Annotated in this window: 17 protein-coding genes and 6 pseudogenes; 14 read left to right on the plus strand and 9 right to left on the minus strand. The window is 60.9% G+C overall.

What is annotated here, in order from left to right; translation table 11 throughout:
* Positions 1 to 5 precede the first annotated feature (5 nt).
* The 3 genes from istA to LDZ23_RS32345 all read right to left on the minus strand — a co-directional run bounded on the left by istA (position 6) and on the right by LDZ23_RS32345 (position 2,615).
* Complete coding sequence (gene istA, locus LDZ23_RS32335; RefSeq protein WP_200889179.1) at positions 6 to 1,529, minus strand: IS21 family transposase; 1,524 nt, start codon at positions 1,527 to 1,529, stop codon at positions 6 to 8.
* 577 nt (positions 1,530 to 2,106) lie between these two features.
* Positions 2,107 to 2,328 (minus strand): hypothetical protein, encoded by a 222-nt coding sequence (locus LDZ23_RS32340; protein ID WP_244808475.1) that lies wholly within the window; start codon positions 2,326 to 2,328, stop codon positions 2,107 to 2,109.
* A 53-nt stretch (positions 2,329 to 2,381) separates the two neighbouring features.
* Positions 2,382 to 2,615, minus strand: a complete 234-nt coding sequence (locus LDZ23_RS32345; RefSeq protein WP_244808476.1) for a type 2 periplasmic-binding domain-containing protein — start codon at positions 2,613 to 2,615, stop codon at positions 2,382 to 2,384.
* Positions 2,616 to 2,711: 96 nt separating this feature from the next.
* On the opposite strand from LDZ23_RS32345, the pseudogene LDZ23_RS32350 reads away from it, so the two are divergent.
* The 3 genes and pseudogenes from LDZ23_RS32350 to LDZ23_RS32360 all read left to right on the plus strand — a co-directional run.
* A pseudogene (locus tag LDZ23_RS32350) lies at positions 2,712 to 3,173 on the plus strand (IS5 family transposase); the annotation flags it as partial.
* Between the two features lie 1,447 nt (positions 3,174 to 4,620).
* On the plus strand, positions 4,621 to 4,899 hold the full coding sequence (locus LDZ23_RS32355) for a hypothetical protein (RefSeq protein WP_244808477.1): 279 nt from the start codon (positions 4,621 to 4,623) through the stop codon (positions 4,897 to 4,899).
* Positions 4,900 to 5,123: 224 nt separating this feature from the next.
* On the plus strand, positions 5,124 to 5,510 hold the full coding sequence (locus LDZ23_RS32360) for a hypothetical protein (RefSeq protein ID WP_244808478.1): 387 nt from the start codon (positions 5,124 to 5,126) through the stop codon (positions 5,508 to 5,510).
* A 62-nt stretch (positions 5,511 to 5,572) separates the two neighbouring features.
* Here LDZ23_RS32360 and LDZ23_RS32365 read toward each other — a convergent pair whose 3' ends face one another.
* Positions 5,573 to 6,016 carry a type II toxin-antitoxin system HicB family antitoxin gene (locus tag LDZ23_RS32365; protein WP_244808479.1) on the minus strand — a complete coding sequence of 148 codons (444 nt, stop codon included), beginning with the start codon at positions 6,014 to 6,016 and terminating at the stop codon, positions 5,573 to 5,575.
* Positions 6,017 to 6,266: 250 nt separating this feature from the next.
* The gene (locus LDZ23_RS32370; RefSeq protein ID WP_244808480.1) at positions 6,267 to 6,731 is read right to left on the minus strand and encodes a DUF2934 domain-containing protein; all 465 of its coding nucleotides are present in this window, start codon (positions 6,729 to 6,731) and stop codon (positions 6,267 to 6,269) included.
* Between the two features lie 1,316 nt (positions 6,732 to 8,047).
* On the opposite strand from LDZ23_RS32370, the pseudogene LDZ23_RS32375 reads away from it, so the two are divergent.
* Positions 8,048 to 8,515: pseudogene (locus tag LDZ23_RS32375) on the plus strand (transposase); the annotation flags it as partial.
* 110 nt (positions 8,516 to 8,625) lie between these two features.
* A pseudogene (locus LDZ23_RS32380) lies at positions 8,626 to 8,829 on the plus strand (transposase); the annotation flags it as partial.
* 30 nt (positions 8,830 to 8,859) lie between these two features.
* Here LDZ23_RS32380 and LDZ23_RS32385 read toward each other — a convergent pair.
* Positions 8,860 to 8,982 (minus strand): annotated as a pseudogene (locus LDZ23_RS32385) (IS3 family transposase); the annotation flags it as partial.
* Between the two features lie 71 nt (positions 8,983 to 9,053).
* Here LDZ23_RS32385 and LDZ23_RS32390 point away from each other — a divergent pair.
* From LDZ23_RS32390 to LDZ23_RS32400, 3 genes and pseudogenes are all read left to right on the plus strand, one after another.
* Positions 9,054 to 10,018 (plus strand): annotated as a pseudogene (locus tag LDZ23_RS32390) (IS3 family transposase); the annotation flags it as partial.
* Positions 10,019 to 10,231: 213 nt separating this feature from the next.
* Positions 10,232 to 11,281: an IS110 family RNA-guided transposase gene (locus LDZ23_RS32395; protein ID WP_244808481.1), complete on the plus strand. Its 1,050-nt coding sequence runs from the start codon at positions 10,232 to 10,234 to the stop codon at positions 11,279 to 11,281.
* Positions 11,282 to 11,293: 12 nt separating this feature from the next.
* Positions 11,294 to 11,509 (plus strand): annotated as a pseudogene (locus tag LDZ23_RS32400) (IS3 family transposase); the annotation flags it as partial.
* Between the two features lie 334 nt (positions 11,510 to 11,843).
* On the opposite strand, the gene LDZ23_RS32405 reads toward LDZ23_RS32400, so the two are convergent.
* The 3 genes from LDZ23_RS32405 to LDZ23_RS32415 form a co-directional block, all read right to left on the minus strand.
* A complete protein-coding gene (locus LDZ23_RS32405; protein ID WP_244808482.1) occupies positions 11,844 to 12,629 on the minus strand; it encodes a TetR/AcrR family transcriptional regulator in 786 nt (261 codons plus the stop codon).
* Between the two features lie 127 nt (positions 12,630 to 12,756).
* Positions 12,757 to 13,668: an SMP-30/gluconolactonase/LRE family protein gene (locus LDZ23_RS32410; RefSeq protein ID WP_244808483.1), complete on the minus strand. Its 912-nt coding sequence runs from the start codon at positions 13,666 to 13,668 to the stop codon at positions 12,757 to 12,759.
* A 51-nt stretch (positions 13,669 to 13,719) separates the two neighbouring features.
* Positions 13,720 to 14,484, minus strand: coding sequence for an enoyl-CoA hydratase/isomerase family protein (locus LDZ23_RS32415; protein ID WP_244808484.1), 765 nt, complete (start codon positions 14,482 to 14,484; stop codon positions 13,720 to 13,722).
* A gap of 351 nt (positions 14,485 to 14,835) precedes the next feature.
* Between LDZ23_RS32415 and LDZ23_RS32420 the strand changes: the two genes are divergently transcribed.
* The 6 genes from LDZ23_RS32420 to LDZ23_RS32445 all read left to right on the plus strand — a co-directional run bounded on the left by LDZ23_RS32420 (position 14,836) and on the right by LDZ23_RS32445 (position 21,554).
* Positions 14,836 to 16,173: an MFS transporter gene (locus LDZ23_RS32420; RefSeq protein ID WP_425306908.1), complete on the plus strand. Its 1,338-nt coding sequence runs from the start codon at positions 14,836 to 14,838 to the stop codon at positions 16,171 to 16,173.
* Positions 16,174 to 16,223: 50 nt separating this feature from the next.
* Positions 16,224 to 18,611, plus strand: a complete 2,388-nt coding sequence (locus LDZ23_RS32425; protein WP_244808486.1) for a xanthine dehydrogenase family protein molybdopterin-binding subunit — start codon at positions 16,224 to 16,226, stop codon at positions 18,609 to 18,611.
* Positions 18,608 to 19,468: an FAD binding domain-containing protein gene (locus tag LDZ23_RS32430; protein ID WP_244808487.1), complete on the plus strand. Its 861-nt coding sequence runs from the start codon at positions 18,608 to 18,610 to the stop codon at positions 19,466 to 19,468. Before LDZ23_RS32425 ends, LDZ23_RS32430 begins: the two co-directional genes overlap by 4 nt.
* 65 nt (positions 19,469 to 19,533) lie before the next feature.
* Positions 19,534 to 19,953: a (2Fe-2S)-binding protein gene (locus tag LDZ23_RS32435; protein WP_244808488.1), complete on the plus strand. Its 420-nt coding sequence runs from the start codon at positions 19,534 to 19,536 to the stop codon at positions 19,951 to 19,953.
* A gap of 438 nt (positions 19,954 to 20,391) precedes the next feature.
* Positions 20,392 to 20,781 (plus strand): RidA family protein, encoded by a 390-nt coding sequence (locus LDZ23_RS32440; RefSeq protein ID WP_244808489.1) that lies wholly within the window; start codon positions 20,392 to 20,394, stop codon positions 20,779 to 20,781.
* A 164-nt stretch (positions 20,782 to 20,945) separates the two neighbouring features.
* The gene (locus tag LDZ23_RS32445; RefSeq protein ID WP_244808490.1) at positions 20,946 to 21,554 is read left to right on the plus strand and encodes a lipopolysaccharide biosynthesis protein; all 609 of its coding nucleotides are present in this window, start codon (positions 20,946 to 20,948) and stop codon (positions 21,552 to 21,554) included.
* The last annotated feature ends 267 nt before the right edge of the window (positions 21,555 to 21,821 follow it).

Raw genomic sequence — 21,821 nt, forward strand, 5'->3', positions numbered from 1 at the left:
GGCGTTCAATGCAGTAGAAAGGACTGGAGATCGCGGCCGAAGCGGCCACCGTTCACGTAGGTGTCGGCCGGTTCCGTCGCCTGTGCCGTCGCTGCTGGCTGGCCGTCCAGTCCCTTGTCGAGAATGACCTTAACGGTGCGATACTTCGGGCTGGAGAACGTGAGTGCGCGCTCGCAGGCGGCGTTCAGGCGCGCGTCGCCGTACTTCTCGCGTAGACGGACGAGACCCTGCGCGCCGCGCAGGTTCACGAGCACCTTGTCGTTGAACATCGCGAGGATCACTGCAAGGCAGGCTGGCCCAATCTCTCTAGCTTGGGCCAGACACCACTGCGGATCGCGCTCAAGCCACGCCTGCGCCTCGGGCGGCTGGTGATCCCGCACCGTATGCCGATCACCAGGCTTGCGTAGTCGCGGATGCGTCGCAACGAGTTCATGCCGGTGGAACACCTGTACCACGGTATCGGTGACCTTCAACCACAGCTGCTTGCCAACAAGCGTGAACGGCACCGAGTACAGCGCGTTCTTGTAGACGATGTGGCCGTCCGTATGCACCTTGACCTCGCTCCACACGGCCAGCACCGGCGGCACGTCAGGCAGGCGTGCAAGCAGCGGGCGTTCGATGGCAAAGCGCGCAAGCGGGAGGTCGCGGGTCGTGCCGTGCACGCGGGTGCCGGCCTGCTGCGTGACCCAGTCGCGCAATTGCCGGTTCGCATCGGCCAGATCCCTGAACTCGCGTAGCGGTACGAAGGATTTTTTTACGTATTTGACTCCAGATTCAACAATTCCTTTTTTAGCAGGGTCGTGCGGCGGACATGCGTCGATCCGGAATCCATATCCCTCAGCAAGCGCGGCATAGGATCGCTGGACTGCAGGCTCATATCGGCACGCCTTGACGATCGCGCACTTCGCGTTATCGATGATGATCCGGCCGGGACAGCCGCCGAACCATTCGAAGGCGCGCCGATGGCAGGCCAGCCACGTCTCTACCGTCTGGTCGAGCACGATCTCGGCGTACTGGTGACGCGACCAGCAAAGCGTCATCACAAAGATCCACGTCTTGAGCGGAAGGCCGGATTCATGTGTGAGCACTGGGCCGGCGCCGAAGTCGACTTGCGCCGCGTCCGACGGAGGAAACTCTAGGATCGTCGTCGTGGTCCCCGGCTTGCGCTCGGCACCCAGACGACGCAGCATGCGCTTCACGGCGTCATAGCTGCCCGTGTAGCCGTGATTGCGTTGAAGGGCGGCGTGGATGGTGGTGCCCTGGACGCCCGCAGCCGACCAGTCGCGGATCTGTTCACGGAACGGCTCTGCCGTCGACACGCAGGTGTGCGGCAAGTGCGGCGAGCGACCGAAAACGCCAGCGATCGTGGCGTCATCCGGCAACGGCTGTGTCGGATCCAGCCATCCGAGCCCCTCGGCTTCCCGGCGCACGGTCGTCAACTTCTTGCGTCCCATCAAGCCGCCGCGCGCGATGTCGCGGTCGGAATCGCCCTGCCGCATGCGGACAAGGACTTGGCGGTACTCGAACAATTCGAACCTCCGATTGGCCATGGACGCCCCGCTCAAATAGAACGGAGAGTACCGACTTGGAAAGTTCGAATCGCGTTCTCGCCCCGATGCTGCTGGCTCCTATGCGCCGCCCCTCGAGTGGCTCCAATACGCCGCACTTAGGGTGGCGCCATTACGCCGCCCATCAGGTGGCGCCTTTACGCCGCCCTCAGAATGGCTCCATAGTGCCGCCCCGTGACACGTGCCGTCGAATTGTTGTTGGGCCATACAAAAATTGAAAGCACCGTGCGATACCTCGGGATCGCGGTAGACGATGCACTCGAGATGGCTGAGCAAACCGAAGTATGATCCGGTCGCCGGCCGGCCGCGACACCCGACGTGATCAACCAAGCTCTCGTTACCTCCCCCTCGATGGCCTTTGCGGCGCGCAAATTGCCGAGGGCACGGCCTCAATCCCCGGCGAAACGGACATTCGAGAGTCGCCGAACGGGACGGGCGCACGCGGGAAGAGTTGTTTGCGGTGGAGGAAGCCGAGGCGGCGATGCGCCGGGATCACCCGCTATTGTCGGTATGACCCGGCTTCTCCCAAACCGGATGGTCAGGCCAGCGACGCGATGGCTACCGACAGCAACGTCTCGTCGATCTGCGCTTGGTTGAACGTTCGGGCGTCCGAAGGCTCGAACGCTCGTCGCAACTGGAGGACCGTTGCCACACCCGCGGGATCGAGTCGAGCATCGAGGGTCAGCCCAGATCTTCCATCTGCAAGTGCTGAGAGCGTCGCGCGCGCCGCGTCGATATCTAACTGCAGTTGGCTCTGCAATCACGACAGGTTTCGCTCTGCGAATGCCGGATCGAACACTCGACGCAGTCCCTTCAATAAGCGACAAGGTACCGCTTGACAATGTCTTCGTTATCGTTCACCCACGAGCGCATGCCGCACAAGGCTGTGGCCTGATAACTGCCGAGGATTTCGACAAGGCTGCCGAGACTCCTGAAACCCTTTTGACGGGCGATGATGGAGAACGGCGGGTTCAGGATAGATGCCGAGAAGTCGGGGTTCTCCCGCAGCGCGTCCAGTCGTTTAAACGTCGCCCCGATGGGATGCACGCTGTAATCGCGGCCGGGGGCAAGCCCTTCGCGAGCCGCGTATGCGTTGCAAATGAAGGCGGACTTGGCGGCATTTAGTGGACGTCGATATTTTCAAAAACAGGACCGAATCCCACAGACCGCGCGCGACCCGGTTCAAAGCACCACCTCATCACCGAAGCGCAGGGCATCCCGCTCGCGGTGATACTGACCGGCGCCAACCGCAACGACGTCACTCAGCTTCAAGCGCTGGTCGAGGCGATCCCGCCCATCAGCGGCAAGCGTGGCCGACCACTATCGAAGCCTCGGGTCGTTCAAGGCGACAGAGCCTACGACCACGACAAATATCGACGTCCACTACATGCCGCCGGCATTGCTACCGAAATCGCTCGGCGCGGTCAGCCTCACGGCAGCGGACTAGGGAAAACACGCTGGGTCGTGGAGCGAACCATTTCGTGGCTTCACAACTTTCGCCGGCTACGCATCCGCTTCGAACGGCTCGCTTTCATCCACGAAGCCTTCATGAAAATCGCTTGCTGCATCATCTGTTGGCGAAGATTGAACAGCTCATTTTGTTAAGGCCTCTAAACATGCCGCGCACGATTAAGTCCGTGCCGGCTCTCGCTCCATTTCACAAACCGTGGGCCCTAGCGAGTCGGTCACCGACATTGCCAGACCGACGTGTCGCGACAAAAGTTCAGCCCGGACATACTGGTCGCATCCTGCCATCGTCCATCTGGACGCAGTCATTATAAAGGGGCTGTGCAGAGGTCCTTAACTTACTTGGCCGTTGAATCCAGGCCTCAAAAACAGGCCTGTCGTATCGCGAACTTGGCTCTCTGGCGGCAGCGCTCGACCGCGCGGGGCAACACGGCAGAACTAGGGCAGTAGCCCGGCGGCGGCGGGCGGGAAATGTTGTCGCCAGTTGGATCCGCCACGCGAAATCTACGACCGCGGAACGCACGAAGCTCATCGCCATACAGATCGTAGGAATCGGCTAACGACGCGTATGGCAGCTCCAGCGCCTTACGCCACGAGTCATAGTTTCCCATCGTGCTCCTTGAGATGTCGCCGCCAGTGTTCGGCGCATTAACAGTGGCGACCAGCACCTACACGGCGGTGTGATATAGCCGGAAATCCGCGCTCAGAATTTTGATAGGTGACTCGAAACCGTGCGCTGCCTTGCTATTCGCCACTATGAGGATTGGCTCGATGTTTTCCAAAAAAGCATCTCGGTCTCCGGATATCGAACCGTCGGATTCAAAGACATCGCTCAAACACCCGAGCGATACTTGAATTCGAAACGTCCTTTTTCGAATCTCATAATTGAAGAAGAGGTCGCCGTCCAGACGTAAGAGAGGCGCGGTGAGCACTGGAGACTCCAGAGACGTGATTGCTGCGTGTGAATGTTGCCGGTTGCTGAGTCTCATCTGGGGTTTTAAGTCTGCCGCCGGAGACAGCCGAAGTCGGCACAGGACGTCGATTGCTGTTTTCACGTTGTCGGATTGCCTGTTCGTCCTCGACGTTTTCTCTGCTCTCCGAGCGGTGTATCTCGCGTCCCACCGCAATCACCGCTGGTTCGCGACGAGACGCTGCACATGCGCGACGATTGAACGCGTCGTAACTTCTCGACATTGCGACATCTGTATCTCTTGAATTCCGGAAAGCACAAATAGAGCTCACGTTTTCTTGGGCCGACTCGTCGCCGTTGGAGCCTTCGGGGCAGGCATCTTTATCAGATCGCTGGCGGGAGTTGACAGCTTTTTAGGCTGTTTCGGCTTCTTCGCCTCACGATTGCTACGCATTTGACCTTTTGCCATCTCGCTCCCCTCCTCGCGGGCACGGAACGACCCGGTGTCACCCATTGTGATCGCATCTTTCGCTGTTGTCGCGATCTATTTGACTGTCGTCGTCAGCAAGCATAAGACTTCCAAACGCGGACTCAACCGAGAAGGGCCACCACCTGCGCGAAATATAATCGGCGCACGAATTTGCGCGTATAGTGGAAAGGCCTTGGAGAAACATCATGTCAACCTTGTCGCCTCGCATCTATAAAGGCTTTGAGCTTCATCCCCTTGTGTTTGAACGCAAATTCGATCGCTTTGACCAGCATTCGCGGTATGCCGAAGGCTACGAGGTTGCGGTACGGGTGTGCCGTCGAGACGCAGCCGGTGCGAGCCGCGTATTCAGGTTGAATCTGGCGGCGGCGATCGCAGACTTCGGCGCTGCGCGGCGCGCCGCTTGGCAGCGAGGCGAGGACATCGTGGACGGAAAAATCGATGGAGCGGACGTGAGCGACCTTTGAGCCTCACTGGACTCGATCTCGTACCTAGCCATGTGTTACAGCTCGATCAGTGGCGACGCTTTGTCGTTAGGAAATGCTTGCCTAAAGTCTCCTCGCGCATCAGCGCGACACAATCTTTGGACTATTGAAGCGCATAGAAAAGTACGACAATATTTAATGCAATTCGGCGTTTCGCCAACGCCCTTGTTGAACCGCGGTTCAACGCTGATCAGAAGTGAGGAGCAATGGCGAGAGCAATTCCGCATCTGTGCGCCTACGAGCTGCTCGTCATTGATGACGACATTGCACATATCCGATTGGCGATTGAATGGGAGTTCGATTCACGTTTTCCACAGCGAGTTCTACCACGCCTTTACTGGCGCGATCGCTTGCGTCGTCTATTCCCCCTCGTAGTGGTCTCACGAATCACTGTCAGTCTGCGCTTCTTGGACCACTTCTGTTTCTGGGCTGCATTCCGTGCTCTGTTCGACGGCCTTTTCGCCGTCGTCCTCGGCAATCCGCATCCCATCATCCGTCGCATTCGCTGCGGCCTGCCTGCTACTCCTGCTCTCCGTCAATTCTTCGGCATCTACCTGTTTACCTATCATGACATTTCCTCTTCATCGAAATGAGCAACGACTCGCGTTGCGAGTCCTTGCTTCTCCGTGTTCTTGACTTTAATGCCCATTAGTCTTCACTCTGGAGCCGCGCGCCACGACGGGAGTTGCGGACGTTCACCCATTTCCAGGACCCCAACCTCACGCGCCGCAGCTAGCGCAAAGAACGCCGAGCGCGTCAAATGACGCTGTTTTGCGCACGCATCGACTTGGTGCAGCAGGCTTGCCGGAAGGCTGAACTCAACGCTTACAGCCTGCGATGTGACCCGCACCAGGTTGATCTCGACGTACATCCAAATGCCGTGACCATCGTCCATTGGTAACGACTGGAGTTCCGACATGCTGCCGGTCGGACCCGGTATAAGTTGCTCACTTCTGTCGTATTGCAGTTCGACCGCGCCCTGCGCACTCGAGCGGAGTTCATCAAGCGTGGCGCCACGAGCACAGGCTAAGGGTAGATCGGCGAAACTAGCGCGGAAACCGTTACGGCTGTCACCGTGCACATATAGCGGGTATTGCATAAGGTGCTCCCTCACACTGCCCACATCGGGGCTGATATCTCACAATTCGGCGGCGACAACTTTGCCGTCAACGATGTCCAAGTGCCCGCGCGGCGTCAGTGGAGGGAAACCGTGGCAACCGCAAGCTGCCCGCCCCCAGGGTGCTTCGCGGCTACATCCAGGGTGACATCGGCGTATCGGTCCAAGCACGGTCAACGTGCAACCGGCACTGTTCCGGTCCTTCATAGAACCGTTAGACTTGATCGGCGAATCACTGTGCCTGAAAGTCAACGAGTCGACGCGAATGTTCATCTTGACGGCCCTCCGGACTTCCCTCCTGCTGCCAGAGAACGTAGGCCCGTTCCCGAAGATGCTGATCACGCGCCCGTTGCCAGTGTTCTTCCGCGCGCCCATCCGGGCGTCCGTCTTTCTCCCAGAACAGGTATGCGCGCTCCCGCACACCCTCGTCCAGAGCGCGTTTCGTTTCCGAATTGCTCTCCATGTCGTCGCCGTAAGGAGCCATCTGACCGCCGCGATCAACATGTTGCCTGGCTTTCAAGGTGCTAAGTTCAGTGTCGGCTACGAGCCGGCCGTTGGCTGCCGCTTCGAGCGCCTTAGCGCGGTATTGTGAATCGTCGAAGGCGTCGGTGGTGTGGGCCGACTCGTTTAGTGTAATTGGGTACGTGTGCAACACGGTGCCGTTGCGGTCTACTACATCAATCAAGCGCTCGTTCATGACTGGCTTCCTAGTGTCTATCCGTTTAATGCAGGGGCTCGACGCTTCAATCTATCTGCAATCGTAGGCGCTATCGAAGGCCGCGCTTATCTGGCCCGGTGGCACCTTGCTTGGACACGGAACAGACGAATTACTTGGCGGGGCCAACGGCACGTCGATCGCGGCTGCGCAGCGACTCTGTCCATCAAATAACCCCATCGTTCGGTGAACGACGCGTCGTACAGCGCTTCTAGATAAGTGCGTCAAGATGAGCCTTTCATACCGTCAGCAGAATATCGCCACTTGCTCAGAGTCGAATCGATGAGTGCATAGCTGATGCGCCTTTGGTCTGCCCGCTCAGCGTCCTCAGCTTGAAGAACGAGGTGTCGTGCCCGACGGTCCGGGTTGTAAGCAGTTTCGTTCGCCGCAGCGGGAAGTGCATTCCTATTTTCCAGTCGCATAAGTACCTCTGAAGGCCGCCTCCATAAAACGCGAGGCATGTTCCGACTGTACACCTTTGAACACCGCGGGAGATGCTTTATTTTGGCCTGCTCATGCGATTGATTTATCGTACTTTGTACTCCCGATCGCGTTGATGCCGCCTTATAGGTCGGATGATCACAGACGCTTATTCGCGTTGCTTTTACGAACTCTGGCGCGGCGTATAGACCTAATAGATTGGCAAGAGCTACGCCAACTCGTCGCCTTCGATGCGCGCGGGTGGCAAACGCCTCGCTGGCGCTCATGACCATGGAGGCCTCCGAAGTAGACCGGCGAGGCGCATTGCGGACGGACCTTGGAAACACTGGCTGCTTCGTCGTTCGCAGACAGGAGGCAGCCCTATGGGTGTGCAACTTTGCGCGGTGCCGAGCCCGTTGTGGCCAACGCGGCAGGCGCGCGGGGATAGCATGAGCAGCGTAGTACACAACGCCGGTTCCCGCCCGCCACCCCGGCCTTTCATCGGCGGAGGCCCGAAAGGGATCGGTCATACCACCTCATCATCGGCCGGACCGAAGCGCCATGCAGCTCGATCGATGCGGATATAACGCCAAGCGTCAGCGCCACAAATAGAAGCATGACGCGAAGCTGGACCATGAACCGACATGCGAATCATCTCGACGCCTCTATGATGACCTTCAACGCTGGATAGGGAACTCGATTGAAACATTGGCGGGCGTCCATCGGGATCGCTCCGCGCGGTATCAATCGCTCTTGATCGTCGCCGGTGGCTTGGGTATTGCGCAGGAAGATGTCGTCGAGAAAGGGCCGTTGTTCGTTGGCGGATTCAACCGGTCGATGCAACACAATAACGCTATGTAAGCGGCGGGAGTGTTGCGATGAAACTGAGACGCCGAATCTATTTCAGTGAGAGTCAGAAGGCGCTGATGTGGGAGCGCTGGCGTGCGGGCGAGTCGCTGCAGCATATTGCGCAGCTATTCGATCGTAATCATTCATCCGTAGCGGGAATACTGGCGCAAACTGGAGGAATCCAGCCTCCACCGCGACGGCGATCGAAGCGGTCGCTCACGCTTGCCGAGCGCGAAGAAATCTCAAGAGGTCTCGCAGCGGATGACTCGATCCAATCGATCGCACGGCGCCTGTCGCGAGCGCCGTCTACGATCTGCCGCGAGATCAAGCGCAACAGCGGCGAGAAAGTCTATCGGGCCGACTCCGCTGATGAGCTTGCCTGGCAGCGGGCGCTGCGCCCGAAGGCGTGCAAACTGGTCGCGACACCGGCGCTGGCAAAAATCGTGGCGGCAAAGCTGCAACTGGAATGGTCGCCGCAGCAGGTCACCGGATGGCTCGCGGCGCGATGCATGCGTTCATCGGCACCTATCTGCGCGCCACGCGTGACGCACGCAGGGTGGTCGCCGACGAAGGCAAGCTACTTCGGCGGCTCGATGGCCGAAAGTTTGGCGCAATCAAGAGCGCGCAGATTGTGGAATTTCTCAAGGCGTTGCGCACGCAGTTCAAGCGCAAGTTGTTGATCGTGTGGGATGGCGCTGCACAGCACAGAAGCGGCGTGGTGCGCGAATATCTCGACAGCACGCATGGAGCAATACAGATGGCTCTGCTGCCCGGCTATGCCCCAGACCTCAATCCGGTCGAGTATTTGTGGTGACCCTGCCTCGTTTCCACGTACAGCAAATCATGCAGCGATCAACCTAGCCTCGTAGTCGACTGGAGTGCAGAAATCGATAGAGGTGTGCAGGCGTTCTCGATTGTAGTAGCCCTCAATCCAGTCGACGATATCCAGACGGGCCTGAGCGCGCTGAGCTTCCCCCGAAATTTCGACTTCCAGCGGGTCGTGTGTAAACTCGATCTGAAGGAAGGAAAAGAACAATGTTCAAGGTACCAAACCAAGCCTATACGGCGGAGTTCAGGGCGGCCGCCGTGCAACGGGTCAAGGATGGACAAAGCATCCGTGCCGTGTCTCGTGAATTGAAGATGTCACCGCAGACCCTGCGCAACTGGGTGAAAGCTGCAGAGGCAGGCAAGCTGAACGGCGCCGGGACAAAGGCTGTGACGCCAGAACAGATGGAACTGTCGCGCTTGCGAGCCGAAAACAAGCGCCTGCAGATGGAACTTGAAATCGCAAAAAAAGCGGCGGCGTTCTTCGCGAAGGACCTCCTGTGAAGTACGCCTGGATTGATACGCAGTGCCGGCACTTTCCGCTGTCGGCACTGTGCGAGGTCCTGTCGGTCAGTCTGAACGGCTATCGAGCATGGAAGCGCGGCGGCGCACCCGAGCGCAAACGCCTGAGCAACGAACAGTTACTGGCGCTGATTCGCACGATCCACGCCGAGGTCAAGGGCGCCTACGGATCGCCGCGGATGACCGAGGAGATTCGCGCGCGCGGCTTTCCGGCCAGCAAGGAACGGGTTGAGCGGCTTATGCGGGAGAACGGTATCCGGGCGCGGCACAAGAAGCGCTACAAGGTAACGACGGACTCGAAGCACAAGCTGCCGGTCGCTGAGAATCTGCTGGAGCGCAACTTTAGGCCGACGGCGCCGAATCAGGTGTTCACTTCAGACATCACGTACATCTGGACCGACGAGGGCTGGCTGTATCTGGCGATCGTGCTGGACCTGTTCAACCGGGAAATTGTCGGCTGGTCGATCAAGCCCCGCATGACGGCGGACATCGTGATTGACGCGCTGACGATGGCGTGGTTCCGACGTCGGCCTGAGCCCGGCGCGCTGCATCATTCCGACAGGGGTAGCCAGTACGCAAGCCACGACTTCCAGCGCAAGCTGACGGAATATGGCATGCGCTGCTCGATGAGTCGCAAGGGAAATTGCTGGGACACTCAGTTCAAAATACGCCTCGAACGTCGGACCGATCTGACCCGTGCTGGGATTGGCCGAGCTGCCTTGGCGTTGACCTGTCGATCGGACTCCGGCGTTCCCCGAGCGTTGCCGGGCCCAGCGTTTGTGACCTGATAGGAGCTTTGTCCTGCACCGTGAGTGTCCTGTCCAGCGAATGGGGTTGGCGATGCGTCCACCACGACGGAAACACGCATGGAACAACACGAAGTCATCTTGGGCGTCGACACGCATCTCGATACGCATGTCGGGGCAGCAATCAACGAAACAGGAAAGCTCCTCGGAACCCTCTCGGTGCCGGCCGAGACGGCGGGATATCTCAAGCTGCTGACCTGGGCGAATTCTCTTGGCCACCTGCGCCGGGCTGGTGTTGAAGGAACCGGCACCTATGGCGCAGGCCTTGCCCGCGTGTTGCGCGATCACGAGATCGAGGTACTGGAGGTCAATCGTCCTGATCGGGCTGCGCGTCGATCGCGCGGAAAGTCCGATCCGACCGATGCGGAAAACGCTGCGCGTGCGGTCCTCGCCGGAAAGGCTACTGCGATTCCCAAAGAGCAGTCCGGGGCGGCCGAAGCGATGCGAGCTGTTTCCGTTGCTCGTCGCAGCGCCGTCAAAGCCAGGACGCAGGCGATCAATCAGTTACGGGCCTTGCTGGTAAGCGCGCCGCAGGACATCCGCGAACGTCTGCTGAGGACAAAGACCGCTGAATGCGTTGCCAACTGCGCACGGCTGCGCTCGTTGGGTAACACGCCGATGTTGCAGACTCTGGCCACCACGCTGCGCTTGTTGGCAAAGCGCTACCTCGCGCTCGCGGAAGAACTCGCGACGCTCGATGCGATGCTCGAAAGCCTGACCCTCAAGCATGCCAGACGGCTTCGAGAACAATTCGGGGTTGGACCTCAAACGGCGGCAGTGCTTGTAGCCGTTGCAGGCGACAATCCGGAACGCTTAAAAAGCGATGCTGCTCTCGCCGCGCTTTGTGGCACCAGCCCATTGCAAGCATCCTCTGGCAAAACGGTCCGACATCGCCTGAACCGTGGAGGTGACCGCGCCGCAAACAACGCCCTGTGGACCATTGCCATGGTGCGAATGCGCAGTGACCCCAGAACCCGGGCGTACGTCGAGCGACGAACCAGGGAAGGCATGTCGAACAAGGAAATTCATCGCTGCCTGAAGCGCTATATCGTCAGGCAGCTGTACCCGCTCATTCTGGCCGACTTGGCCGATTCGGCTCGCACTTCTTGACATAGGAGCGTCAACGCGCCGACGGAAAGCTTTTTTAACAGCCTGAAAAACAAGCGCGTCCATGCGATTCGCTATCGGACACATCAGGAAGCGATGGCAGACTTGTTTGAATACCTGGAAGTGTTTTATAACCGCAGCCGTCGTCATTCGTCGCTCGGCTTCGTATCGCCGGTTCAGTTTCTGCAGGACTGGAGCAAAGCTCAGCAGACCAAGGATGCCGCTGCATAACTCGGGACCTGTGGAAGGCGAAAAACCGAGGGAAGCTCAGAAGCGCAAATGTGTTGAGTGCCAATCGGGCGAACTTGACGACTCAATTCCAACCGTCGGCAGGTGTCGGGACAAACGCTCGTGCGCTGGGCGTGCTGGGGCAGTCCAGTCCCGATAGTCTGTGGGCGGAAGGGCGGGTGTCATGCCGGGCTCAGTGCAGGCGCTCGTGGCAACCCCTCGACGAACTGTGAGAGGGCGCCCATACCGATCTGCGGATGGATCGGCTTCTCCAATTAGAGTCAACGTCCGGCGGCCGCGTGACCAGGGCGCATCGTTAAACGGCCCATTGCGCAACTCAGTGGGTACGCGATGGCGAAGGTTTTCGGTTGCTTGGCGGTTTGGCGACACGGTCGTCGGGACCCTTCGATAACGCTGTGACGTCTGTCTCGTTGCGAACCAACGCACGAATGCCCGCAGCCGCGAAGCGAACGAGGTCCGAATAATGCGCTGTCGACTTCTTTGCGCGGTCCTGTGCGCCTAGTCGCGTCGCCCGGCCATTGAGTGCATGGGCCTGCTGCCGCGCTCCGACAGAGAAAAGATACGCCCACACCGCCTGCTCGTGTGCGATGCCAGGCACGACCGTATGTAGGGCATCGATGATTCGCTCAGCAATCGGGTCATAGTAGGTTTCGCGAATGCGCCGGGAGCGCTCGTCGCTGCCTAGACTCACGGACGCCACCAGTTGCACGTAGAGCGCCAGATTCACGGCATCCTCGCCATGAAAAATCTCCGATAGCGGCGTGAAGGCAATCGTCAGCACGTCTTCGACGGTGGCCTTCCGTTCGCTCGCAAACAGGTCGTCGAGCAGCTTGCCACGGTGTTGATTGATCGCTAAGGAGCGCCGCTCGAATACGGCCTCGTAGAGCTTGTCCTTGGTCGCGTAGTGGTAGTGCACAAGCGCCTGCGCGACGCCCGCTTCATCCGCGATGTTTCGCATGCTCGCTCCGGCGTAGCCATGCTCGCCGAACACGCGCTCGGCCGCATTCAGAATCGCGGATAGGCGCGTACCCGGCGCGCGCTCAGATTCCTGAGCACCGTTGCCGGCGTGTGCGGACGCCTTCTTTTCCTGTTGTGTTTTCATCTCCGGCAAACTCCATGGCCCGACTATTCGATCGATCAGTCAGTATATCGCGATCCTCGCGCGACGCGAGCCTGAAGATCCGGACCGCATCGCAACCTGGGACGAAATGACCGGGCCACGCACGCCCTTATCCGAGAAACTCCGGCTCCGGCAAACCCTTGACGCCAGGCCGCACGGCAAGCACGTTGCCCGCGAGCGGCTGCTGCGCGAGTTCCTTCTCGCTCATCCGCCGGCGCGCCGTCGTTATGAACAGGGTATCGAGGTCCGGACCGCCGAAGCACAGGCTGCTCACGCGTCGCACCGGCAGATTGACAACCATGTCGATTTTCCCGCGCGGGTCATAGCGCGTAACGCACCAGCCGTCCATGTTCGCGCTCCAGAAGCAGCCGTCGGCATCGACGGTCGAGCCGTCGCAGATGCCGCGCCCGAGCGGCACTTCCGCGAACTTGCGGCGGTTGTAGATGGCGCCATCGACCGAATCGTAGTCGAACACGTCGATCTGGCAGCTGAACGAATCGGTCATGTACATGAGCCGGTTATCGGGGCTGAAGCTGATGCCGTTGATGCAGGTGATGCCCTCCATGATGAGATGCGGCTTCAGATCGGGGTCGAGACGGAACAGACGTCCGCGCGGGGTATAGGCGGCTGCTTCGACCGTGCCAGACCAGTAGCGGCCGTGACGATCGCATTTGCCGTCGTTGAAGCGGTTCTTCGGCCGCTCGGCGTCGGGACGCGCCACTTCGGTCAGTTCGCCGGTCTCGGGCGAGAAAAAGTAGAACCCTGAGCGCATGCCCACGATCAGGCCGCCCTTGGCGCGCAGGCCGATGCTGCCGATTTCTTCCTGCATCGGCCAGCTTTTCTTCGCGCCGCTCGACATGTCGAGGCGATGGATCGCCTGCCCGATGCCATCCACCCACCAGAGCAGTTGTGTCTTCTCATCCCAGATGATTGATTCGCCCAGCACATCGGGCGTGGAATCGATCACGTCGATGACCGAACCCACCATTTCGATCGGTCTCGTAATGCTGCTGACAGTCATGTTGCCTCCTTGATCCTGACGTTGATATATCGACGAATCCGGTCCGTCCGCTCAGACGGCCGGCTCCTTCATGCGGGCGATGCCTTCGAGCGCGAGTCCGTAACCCAGGACATCGTGCAGGCGAGATTTCAGTTCCTGATTCAGGCAGGTGCGCGTATAGCGTCTCACGAGACGCGGTTGTTTGAGCATCGACCGGGCGAGTTCGCGGGCCCGCGGCAGCAGTTCTGCCGGCGGCAGCACTTCGTTGACGAGGCCCATCTCCAGCGCTTCGCTGGCCGAGATGCTCTGGCCCGTCAGCAGGAAGTAGTGACCGCGCGCGCGGCCCATGAGCAGCGGCATGATCAGATGCATGCCGTCGCCCGGCACCATGCCGCCCTGGAAATGCGCGGTGTCCTGGATCGTCGCCGTGTCCGATGCCAGCACGATGTCGCCCAGCAGCGGAAGCTCCGCGTGCCGCACGGCTGGCCCGTTGATGATGCTGATCACCGGCGCTTCGATATTGAGCAGGTTGATGAGCAGATGCTTCGCTTCCCAGTAGATCGGATCGTAGATCGTGGGTGTCATCGAATTGCGGTTCTGGTGCATGCCCGGCGCGATGGACGGCCCGCTGAACGCATCGCCCGTGCCGGTCATGATCACGACGTCGTTTTCCCGGTCGCGGCCGACGTCGAGAAACGCCTGCTCGAACTCGCGGTGTGCCGTCAGATTCCACACGAGCGGCCCGCCGTGCGTGTGGAAGTGCATCTCCAGTACGCCGTCGTTGCGCGTCATGCGGATGGTCTCGAAGTTGTCTGCGTAATCGTCGAAGTTGCTCACGGCTCTGTCCTCTGCTGAACGTTAAAAATCGCGCCGGCGCACGCCGACGAAGGCGTTGGCATGCATCCACGCAAGGTAATCAAGCACCGATACTAGGCCTGACTGATCGATCAGTCAACAAGGGAAATTCCGGCCCTGCTTCCGGTTGACCGGGCGCTCGCTCCTCCGTTACTGTGCTGACTGTTCGATCGATCAGTTTTCGATGCGAGCGATTCGCCGCCTTCGGGTGCGCCCTCACAAAGAGCAGATGCCGCGGCGCATCAGCATGGCCGCAGGTTCAAGGAGACAGCTTCATGAGACGCTTTCCGTCGTTCGTATGCCGTTCCGTCCACCCACATTGAGAGGGTCATCATGTCGCGCAAAATCGCTCTCGATACACACTCGCCATCCCCGGCGACCCCTCAAATGGACACGCAACGTGCGCTGTATTTCAAGGTCGCGATGCGGCTCGTGCCGCTGCTGATCGTCTGCTATGTGGTCGCGTATCTGGACCGCATCAACGTGGGCTTCGCCAAGCTTCAGATGCAGGACGCACTCGGCTTTAGCGATGCGGTGTACGGTCTGGGCGCGGGCATTTTCTTCATCGGCTATTTTCTGTTCGAGGTGCCGAGCAATCTGCTTTTGCAGCGCATCGGCGCACGCAAGACCATCACGCGCATCATGGTTCTGTGGGGCATCACCGGCTGCGCGATGGCGACGGTATCGAGCCCGGCGGCGTTCTACGGGCTGCGCTTTCTGCTCGGCGTGTTCGAGGCGGGCTTCTTTCCGGGCGTCGTGTACTACCTGAGCCAGTGGTTTCCACGTCATCGGCGCGGCCAGATTCTCGGTCTCTTCATGACAGGCTTTCCGATCGCGGGGGTGATCGGCGGGCCGGTGTCGGGCTGGGCGATGTCGCGGCTCGGCGGCGTCGCGGGTCTCGCGGGCTGGCAGTGGCTTTATATCGTCGAAGCGGCTCCTGCGGTGCTGCTCGGCATCGTGACGTGGTTCACGCTGTCGGACGACATCGGGCGTGCGAAATGGCTGACCGAGCCGGAGCGCGAAGCGTTGCGTCATGCGTTGCGTGCCGAAGGCAGCGACACGGAGGCAAAGCATGCCGGGCAGTTGCGGCAGGTGATCGCCGATCCGAAGGTGTACGTGATGAGCTTCGCGTATTTCACGTTCATCTGCGGCACGTATGCGCTGAGCTTCTGGTTGCCGACGGTCCTCAGGAGCGCGGGCGCGACGACCGTGGAGCGCGTCGGGTGGCTGTCGGCGATTCCCTACGGTATCGCGGCCGTCGGCATGGTGCTGATCTGCCGCAACTCGGACCGGCTGCTCGAGCGTCGCTGGCATGGCGCGCTGGCCGCCTTCACAGGGGCAATCGCGCTTTCGCTGCTGCCGCTTATGGCGCATGATCTGACTGCGACCATCGTGTTGCTGACGATCGCATCGACCACGGTGTTCGTCACGCTTCCGCTGCTGTGGTCGCTCGCGTCGGACTACTTCGCGGGCTCATCCGTGGCTGCGGCCGCAATCGCATTCGTCAACAGCCTCGGCCTGCTAGGCGGCTTTGCCAGTCCGTTCGTAATGGGCTGGCTCAAGACCCTGAGCGGCACATTGAACAGTGCGCTTTACCTGATGACCACGCTGCTTGCACTGGGTGCATGCGCCTTGCTGTGTATGCGCACCGGCCGCCAGGCGAATGCATGATCAATCAACGAACGTCGAGGCCTGCGCAAACAGGCACGCACGCGGAAAACATGGAACAGACCTTCAAGGATGCGTCGCCGGGGAGCCTGCTCGGAGAGAGCGTGGCGCGGCTGGATGGTGCGCGCTTCGTCTCGGGACGTGTCGACTACAGCGCCGATCTCATTCCTCGCGGCGCCCTCCATCTCGCGATCCTGCGCAGCGCGCACGCGTGCGCAAGGATCGTGTCGATCGACCTGTCCGACGCGCTGGCGATGCCCGGCGTCGTCGCCGGCCTGACGGGCGAGGAAGCGGCCCGCTTCAGCGATGCGATGCCGCCGGCGATGGACCTGCCCGCGAAAGGCGCGCGCGGCCCGCTACAGAGCCGCTGCCTCGCGCTCGGCGAGGCGACGTACTTCGGTCAACCCGTGGCGGCGCTCGTCGCGACTTCGGTTCACGATGCTCAGGCGGCGCTCGCGAAGATCCGCATCGAATACGAAGTGCGCGCGCCTACCGTAAGCGCGCGTGACGCATTGCGCGACGGTGCGCCGATCGTCCAGCCCGGCTGGGACACGAACTTACTCGTGCACGACCGCATCCGCTCAGGTGACGCGGATGCCGCGTTCGCGCGGGCGGCACACGTCGCGCGAGGCGAACTGACAATCGGCTCGTCGACGAGTGCGCCGATCGAAACGCTCTGCTATGTCGCCGAGTGGGATGCGCGCGGCGAGCGTTACGCGCTCACCGGCACGTTCCAGAATCCCCATACGAGCCGCTGGCTGATCGCTGCGGCGCTGCGCGTGAAGGAGTCGCAGGTGCGCGTGATCGCGCCGCGTATCGGCGGCACGTTCGGGCTCAAGATGGCGGGGCATCCGGAAGAAGTGCTGGTCGCGCTCTTCAGCCGGCTCACGAAGCGTCCGGTGGCATGGATCGAGGAGCGGCGCGAAACGCTGCTCGCGGGCGCGCGTTCGCAGCATCACAGCTTCGAGATTGCCGCGGATGAGAACGGCAGGCTGATCGGCTGGCGTGATCGCATCCTCGTGGATGTCGGGATCATCGGCGCCGGTCATAGCTGGGCGATGGCGCTCGTGACGCCGGCCGTGTTTCCGACCGTCTATACGATCGAGCATTGCGATGTCGAGTGCTCGCTGGCCATGACCAACCAGCCGCCGTGGCAGGCCATACGCGGTTACGGCAAGGAGATCGGCAATCTCGTGCTCGAACGCGCGATCGATCTGCTCGCGCAACAGACCGGCATGGATCCGGTCGAACTGCGCCGCCGCAACCTCGTCGCGCGCGGAGCCTTGCCGCGCCTCCTGCCATCCGGCCTGAACGTGGACAGCGGTGACTATCCGGGCGGTCTCGAGCAGTTGCTCACGATGTTCGACTACCCGCGATGGCAGGCGCGGGCGCGCGCCGCGCGCGATTCGGAGTGCCGCATCGGGATCGGCGTTGCGTTCGAACTCACGCCGGAGGGCGGCGCGCGGCCGGGCAATTTCCCAAACGGCTACGAGACATCCACGGTCCGCATGATGCCGTCGGGCGACGTGCAGGTGCTGACAGGCGTGACGTCCCCCGGCAGCGGCAGCGACACCGGCATCGCGCAGATGGTCGCGGGCGAGCTCGGCTTGCGCGCCGACCAGGTTAGCATCATCGAAGGCGATACCGACGTGACGCCGCTCGGCACCGGCAACGCCAGCAGCCGTGCGCTCATGTACGGCGGCACGGCGGCGTACCTCGCCGCGCGCGAACTGCGTGACCGGCTAGCGCAGTGCGCCGCCAACATGCTCGGCGGAGTGGCCGACGACATCGTGCTGCGCGACGGGCACGCGCGCCGCCAGTCGAACGGCGCGCAGATCGCCGTGGCCGAGCTCGCACTCGGCGCCCACTTGCGTCCGTTCACCGTGGCTGCGGGCGTGACGCTTCCGCTCGAAGTGACGCGCAGCTTCGCGCCGAAGAACGTGCGCGTGGAGCCGGACGCGCAGGGCCGCATCGCCACGTATCCGACGTTCTCGTATTCGGTGCATGCCGTGGCGCTCGAACTCGACATGGCCACCGGCAACAGCACACTGCTCGACTATGCCGTGGTGCACGACTGCGGCGCGATGGTCAACCCCGCGCTCGTGGAAGCGCAGTTGAGGGGCGCGATCGTGATGGGCATCGGCGTGGCGCTGTGGGAACTCATCAGGATGGACGAGCAGAATCGCACGATCACCGATCGCTTCAAGAGCTATCTGCTGCCGCGTGCAAACGATCTTCCGCCGATCCGCGTCGGGCATCGCGTGACGCTCAATCCGTTTCATCCGCTCGGGATGAAGGGCGCGGGCGAATCGGGGCTCGGCGGCGCGCTTGCGGCCGTCAGCAATGCCGTGGCGAATGCGCTGGGTGACGACGCGTGCCTCGCGCACGTGCCGGCGACGCCCGCGCGCGTGATTGCTTCCTTGCAGGAGCGATTCGCATGATAGGGCATCGCTTCGATTTTCATCAGCCAAAGGAACTCGACGAAGCAGCGGACTTGCTGGCTCGCTTCGGCGAGGACGCGTCCGTGCTCGGCGGCGGCACGATGCTGGTTCCGTCGATGTCGGCGAATCTCGTGCGGCCTGCGCATCTCATCAGTCTGAGCGCGCTCGGTCTGGATTCGATCGTGCTCGACGGCACGCACCTGCGTATCGGCGCGATGACAACCTACGCGCAACTGCTCGCCTCGCCGATCGTCGGAAGCCATGCGCCGCTGCTCGCCGCGATGGCCGCGCAAGTCACGGGTGGCGCATCGATCCTCAATCAGGGAACGCTCGGCGGGGCCGCGAGCTTCGCGAATCCATCGTCCGATGCGCCGGGCTGTCTTGCCGCGCTGGAGGCCGTGTTCGAGTTGCGCTCGTCCCACGGCAAGCGTTGCATGCTGGCGCGCGATTTTTTCGCCGACGCGTTTCGTACCGCGCGGCGCGCCGACGAATTCCTCACGGGCATTCTCGTCCCGCGCGACGCGACGCTCATCGCCTGCCAGTACCAGAAGTACAAGGCAAGCGCGAGTTCGTGGCCCATCGTGACTGTCGCGTGCTCGTTGCATCGTGGCGCGCAAATGAGCGTGCGGCTCGCGGTCGGGGCGGCAGGGCGCCGGCCGGCGTACCACTGCTTCATGATCGAGGAGAGGTCGTTGCTCGCGCCCGATGCCTTCATCGAGCAGGCGGCGAGCACAGCGCTCGATCTCGTCGGCGAAGGCTGGAGCGATGAACTCGCGGATGGTCATTACCGCCGCGCCATCGTGCCGGGTGTCGTGAGGCGGCATTTGCGCACGCTACTCGCGGGAGCGAAGACATGACAGGAACGATTCAGGTGCGGCTGACGCTCAACGGCGAGTCGCGTTTCGCGGACGTGGACTCGCGGTTGTTGCTCGTCGAACTGATCCGCGATGCGCTGGACGCAAAAGGAACCCGCGTCGGCTGTCTGACCGGCGATTGCGGGGCGTGCACCGTGCTGGTCGATGGGGAGGTAAGGAAGTCTTGCCTCGTCCTGGCGGCGTCGATTTCGGGCAACGATGTGCGAACGATCGAGGGCATCGAAGGAATCGAGACGCTGAAGGAAGCGTTTATCGCGGAGAACGGATTCCAGTGCGGTTTTTGCACGAGCGGCATGATCGTCGCGGCCGCGGATCTGTTGAAGCGCAATCCGTTGCCGAGTCACGAAGCAATACGGCGCGCCATCAGCGGCAACCTGTGTCGATGCACTGGCTACGATAGCATCGTCAATGCAATATACCGTGCGGCACATGGCGGCTGTCTATCCGCAGGGAGCGATGAAGAATGATTCCGCCGTCACGGCTTATTTTTTTCGGCGGTGGAGCAGGCCGGCAGGCTCGCGATCTGCGGGCGTCGGTTCCGCAATGACGCATCGGTCGTTGCGGCGTTCGCATCCGCGGAAGCTCTAAAGCTAATGCGGATCTGGCGTGCTTCAGCGAGATCTCGCCGCCTGCGAGCGCCGCGTGATGCGTCGCCACGGCTTGCCCTAAAGCTTCACACGCGTCGTTCGCGGCGCGTTAGCGCTCGCGCTACATCCATCTGTAGACGGCCAGAAGATGCCGGTCGAGGTCGTTGTCCATTTTGAATAACCAAGGGCCCGCCTGCACTCCTCAATGGAGCTTTTTTGGCGAGAGGATTGCCGATGTGACTGCCTTCACTCGGGCACACACGGTCATAATCTGGGCTGCTGTGAATGACCGCTCCAATCCTGTAAGGGGTAAGACACATGACAGTCCCTGAATTGATCATCCCGCCGACGATGCAACTTATCGTAGAGCGCGCCGGTTATGTACCGGCTGTGAAGGCTGATTCCATAGTTTTCTGCGGTGGGCAGGTCGGGCGTACCGTTGACCTCGAGGTCATCGCCGATCCCGAGACGCAGTTCCTCGCGTGCTGGGAAAATTTGCGCGTGGTTCTAAAAGCAGCTGGGTGCACTTTTGAAGATGTCGTCGATCTTACGACGTACCATGTGCAGTTGAGCACGCATATGCCCATGTTCCGCGACGTGAAGAACAGGGCTTTTCCACGCGGCACATGCGCGTGGACTGCGATAGGCGTGACCGAACTTGGGGTAAGTGTACTTTCCGTGCAAAAAATGGCGGTTCAAGGGCGCTGAGCCGCCTGCAGCAAGGCTTTGACACTCTCGGGATTTCGCGTAGGCGCTGCAATTGCAAGTTATTGATCTTTCGAGATTTTTCAGAGCTAACCGCCATTTCCTGCACGAAAAGGACGACCACCCCTTATACCGCCTCATACAAGCTTGCGCAGGAGATCGTCCGGGTGCAGCGCTATGTGTACTATGAGGTGACCAACGAGCTCGCGCCGCAATGTCTGATTGGCTGGGTCGATGGCGTGTTGAACACGCAGTATGACAACGAAAAGTTCAAGATTGCGCGCGGCATTATTCGCGGGCTTATTGCAGGCATCAAGTCAATCGACTCGACTGGCAAGATCATCATCGGCGGCAATACATGGATGCATTACGCTTTTGATCAGATGCTCGCAAGCGGGACTCAGCCCGACGGGACGACCGGGCATCCGATCGTCAGCTGGGACATCACATCGTGGCATTGGTACTCGGAGCAGGGCAGCATTGAGCATGCGTGCGGCGGAACACGTTGTTACAACGTAATCGGCGTGTTGCAATCGTTCGGCAAGCCAATCTTGATGACGGAGGTCGGAATGCGGCCAGACTTTCCCGGTACACAGAAAGAGGCGGGCGCGTATCTCGCAGACAACATGCTCGGCGCGCTCATGGCGATCGCGCCGAAGTACGATATCGAGTCGCTGCAGATCTATGAACTCTACGATGATCCGCCCGGTGGCGAAGGGGCGTATGGCATCATGCAAAATGACGCGAGAACGCCCAGCCTGCGTGGACCGCGGTAAGGGAGTTCATTTGGGCGCATCCGCGCTGATTCGTCGTGATACTGGGTCGCCTCACTATCAGAGCCGGTTCGCCGCGCCTGAACGATCGCGAATACCGCAATGTTCGCCGAAGAAGACCTCACGGCGTCCGAGCTTCCTGGTCGGTGCGCGGCGCGATTGGCGAGATGCAAGAAACACCCATCACGCGATACGTGAACGGGACCGACGCTCTGCCGAACTCTGAACGAGTGGCGCTCTAAGTCGGCATTCGTCGTTCAATCAAACTGC

The sequence above is a fragment of the Caballeronia zhejiangensis genome, assembly GCF_022879815.1.
Lineage (GTDB): Bacteria > Pseudomonadota > Gammaproteobacteria > Burkholderiales > Burkholderiaceae > Caballeronia > Caballeronia zhejiangensis.

What these genes read in the sequence shown, in the direction of transcription:
- LDZ23_RS32355 (WP_244808477.1), top strand. Translation starts at nt 4,621, where the DNA reads ATGTCAACCTTGTCGCCTCGCATCTATAAAGGCTTTGAGCTTCATCCC.
- LDZ23_RS32360 (WP_244808478.1), top strand. Translation starts at nt 5,124, where the DNA reads ATGGCGAGAGCAATTCCGCATCTGTGCGCCTACGAGCTGCTCGTCATT.
- LDZ23_RS32365 (WP_244808479.1), bottom strand. Translation starts at nt 6,016, where the DNA reads ATGCAATACCCGCTATATGTGCACGGTGACAGCCGTAACGGTTTCCGC.
- LDZ23_RS32370 (WP_244808480.1), bottom strand. Translation starts at nt 6,731, where the DNA reads ATGAACGAGCGCTTGATTGATGTAGTAGACCGCAACGGCACCGTGTTG.
- LDZ23_RS32395 (WP_244808481.1), top strand. Translation starts at nt 10,232, where the DNA reads ATGGAACAACACGAAGTCATCTTGGGCGTCGACACGCATCTCGATACG.
- LDZ23_RS32405 (WP_244808482.1), bottom strand. Translation starts at nt 12,629, where the DNA reads ATGAAAACACAACAGGAAAAGAAGGCGTCCGCACACGCCGGCAACGGT.
- LDZ23_RS32410 (WP_244808483.1), bottom strand. Translation starts at nt 13,668, where the DNA reads ATGACTGTCAGCAGCATTACGAGACCGATCGAAATGGTGGGTTCGGTC.
- LDZ23_RS32420 (WP_425306908.1), top strand. Translation starts at nt 14,836, where the DNA reads ATGTCGCGCAAAATCGCTCTCGATACACACTCGCCATCCCCGGCGACC.
- LDZ23_RS32425 (WP_244808486.1), top strand. Translation starts at nt 16,224, where the DNA reads ATGGAACAGACCTTCAAGGATGCGTCGCCGGGGAGCCTGCTCGGAGAG.
- LDZ23_RS32430 (WP_244808487.1), top strand. Translation starts at nt 18,608, where the DNA reads ATGATAGGGCATCGCTTCGATTTTCATCAGCCAAAGGAACTCGACGAA.
- LDZ23_RS32440 (WP_244808489.1), top strand. Translation starts at nt 20,392, where the DNA reads ATGACAGTCCCTGAATTGATCATCCCGCCGACGATGCAACTTATCGTA.